This window comes from Streptomyces sp. NPDC059355 (assembly GCF_042752335.1).
Taxonomy (GTDB): domain Bacteria; phylum Actinomycetota; class Actinomycetes; order Streptomycetales; family Streptomycetaceae; genus Streptomyces.
In genome coordinates this window covers 92,920-94,822 of sequence record NZ_JBHYXN010000031.1, presented here as the reverse complement: position 1 = coordinate 94,822, position 1,903 = coordinate 92,920, and the positions used below count along the sequence as shown (strand labels likewise).

Annotated in this window: 2 protein-coding genes; one reads left to right on the top strand and one right to left on the bottom strand. The window is 74.4% G+C overall.

Annotation, left to right across the window (positions count from 1 at the left end; translation table 11 throughout):
• Window positions 1-313: 313 nt before the first annotated feature.
• Complete coding sequence (locus tag ACFXGI_RS26520; protein WP_384711436.1) at window positions 314-1,006, bottom strand: MIP/aquaporin family protein; 693 nt, start codon at window positions 1,004-1,006, stop codon at window positions 314-316.
• 583 nt (window positions 1,007-1,589) lie between these two features.
• Here ACFXGI_RS26520 and ACFXGI_RS26515 point away from each other — a divergent pair.
• Window positions 1,590-1,781: a thiazolylpeptide-type bacteriocin gene (locus ACFXGI_RS26515; protein ID WP_229343341.1), complete on the top strand. Its 192-nt coding sequence runs from the start codon at window positions 1,590-1,592 to the stop codon at window positions 1,779-1,781.
• The last annotated feature ends 122 nt before the right edge of the window (window positions 1,782-1,903 follow it).

The following is a 1,903-nucleotide window of genomic DNA, read 5'->3' as shown; positions in this document are numbered from 1 at the left end:
TTAGACAGGCCGGCGGGGTGCTGGCAACGAGTGCTGTTACTAGCGGGCTTCGCAGCGCCCAGCCCGCGATCAGGGCTCCGGGCCGTGGGGGAGCGCGGTCCGCGGACCACTAGAGCGGGTCGTATGTGACGTGGGTCCTATGGGGTGAGTCACCGGCAGGGGGCCTGAATGTCACTGTCTGTGGCGGTTCGCTACACGAAAAGGGCTGTGCGCCAGGCCACTTTCAACGCGAACCGAAGGCAACCGGCACCTCGAACCCGCTTTCCGCACCGCCCGCCCGGCCCCCCGCCGCCTGCCCGCCCCCCGCCCCGTTTCAGCGGGCCCGCCGGAGCCGGTGGTGGGCGCGGGCGCCCAGGACGGCGCCCAGGACGGGTGCCGCGAGGTAGATCCACAGGCCGGCGGTGGCCCCGGACATCAGCGCGGGTCCGAACTGGCGGGCGGGATTGGCGGCGCCGCCGCTCAGGGGGCCCAGAACGGCGATGATCGCGCAGATCAGGAGCCCCAGGGCCGCGGGGAACCAGCGTCCGCGGGCCGGGTGCGTGAGGAAGAAGCCGATCATCAGGGTGACCGCGACCAGGCAGCCGCCCTCGGCCGCGAAGACGGTCCAGCCGTTCCACGACGGGGCCGCGGCCGCCGCGCCGTAGCCGACCCGCGCGACCGCCGGCCCCCAGACGAGCCGGGCCAGGACCGTCCCGGCGACCGACCCGCACAGCTGCGCGACGACGTACGCGGCCACGCCCCGGCCGGGAAAGACCCTCAGCCGCCACAGCGCGAAGGTGACCGCGGGGTTCATGTGCGCACCCGAGCACCGGCCCCACGGGGAGAGGAGCAGCCCGAAGACGAGCGCGCCGGTCAGCGCGCCCACCGCGAGGAGGGCCAGCCGGAGGTCCTCGACGACGAGCGGGGAGGCCGGATCGAGCACCCAGCGGATGATCGTGACCACGGCGAACATGAGCGCCGCGGTCAGGGCGAACTCGTACAGGGGGTAGCCGGAACCGATGGGCACGGTTTGCACTGGCACCGGCACCCGGACCCGACCCGTGTCCGTTCCGGACGCAGCGGCCGGGGAACCGGACCTGGACATCTCGGCTCCGCTCATGGGTTCTCCCTTCGATCGGGCGGCTTCGGCGCTCGGGCTGCGCGCACGGTGCGCCCGTCGAGGAAGCCTGCTGCACTCCGGGGCCGCACGGTGCGCGTACACGCCGACGGGCGGGGACGGATCGGATGCGGACGCGGAGCCGCAGCCTCCGGAGGTCGTTCCCGGGTTTGCGGATTGCGGTCGCAGCGGCTGCAACGCGGGGCCGGCCGCCTCCGGACCGGCGGGCCGCGGAAGACCGCCGAGGCCGGGGTCGGGGCCGGGCGCTGCGGCCTCCCTCCCCCCTGGCGGGCGGGACAACCGGCCAACCTGACACCGGCGTTGCCGTCGGTCCGTGACGGCGCAGACACTCATGGTGCACCGCGACGCTCCTTCGGATGCCCCGCCCACGAACCGTCTGTTCCCGGGGGCATTCCGCTCGTCGACCGCGGGCGCCGGCCGGTCGGCGCCGTCTTCGCGGTTCTGCAATCCCCAGCAACGAGAGGAAATCCGCATGTCCGAAACCTCTGCCACGCCCGGGTCCAACCACCTCGACCTGGACCTGGACCTCGACCTCAGCGAGCTGACCGTCACCGCGCTGAGCGACACCGCCGCTCTGCCCGAGAACGGCGCCTCGTGGGGCTCCTGCTCGTGTCAGGGCTCGTCCTCCTGCGCCCAGCCGCAGGTGGAGACGCCCACCGCCTGACGGCTGTGACGCGGCCGCTTCCGTGGGGCCGGCCCCCCCCGCCGGCGCCCGGGCGGCGGCCCCGGGGGCGGCCGGTACGGCGGAGGGCCGAGCCCCCGGGCAACGCACCATACCCAACCGCC

What these genes read in the sequence shown, in the direction of transcription:
- ACFXGI_RS26515 (WP_229343341.1), top strand. Translation starts at nt 1,590, where the DNA reads ATGTCCGAAACCTCTGCCACGCCCGGGTCCAACCACCTCGACCTGGAC.